This is a genomic window from Onishia niordana (assembly GCF_004798965.1).
GTDB classification, from domain to species: Bacteria; Pseudomonadota; Gammaproteobacteria; order Pseudomonadales; family Halomonadaceae; genus Onishia; species Onishia niordana.
The window spans coordinates 1-231 of record NZ_SDSD01000174.1; the positions used below are offsets into that span (position 1 = coordinate 1).

At 40.7% G+C, this 231-nt stretch carries 1 protein-coding gene; it reads right to left on the bottom strand.

The genetic code is table 11. The features are described from left to right. The coding region (locus ETC27_RS18395) for a family 1 glycosylhydrolase (protein WP_136256095.1) at positions 1–231 on the bottom strand (231 nt) is incomplete at both ends.

Sequence of the window (231 nt, forward strand, 5' to 3'; positions counted from 1 at the left end):
TTTTAGGGTTCCATTTCCCTGGTCATCACGATCAACATAGATAAAACCATAACGTTTAGACATCTCGCCTGTTCCAGCAGATACCAAGTCAATACAGCCCCATGAAGTATAGCCCAGAAGCTCGATTCCGTCCAACTCGACTGCTTTAATCATTTCTGAAATATGTTCAGCCATATAAGCGATACGATAATCATCTGCTACATAACCTGTTTCATCTGGTTTATCTATAGC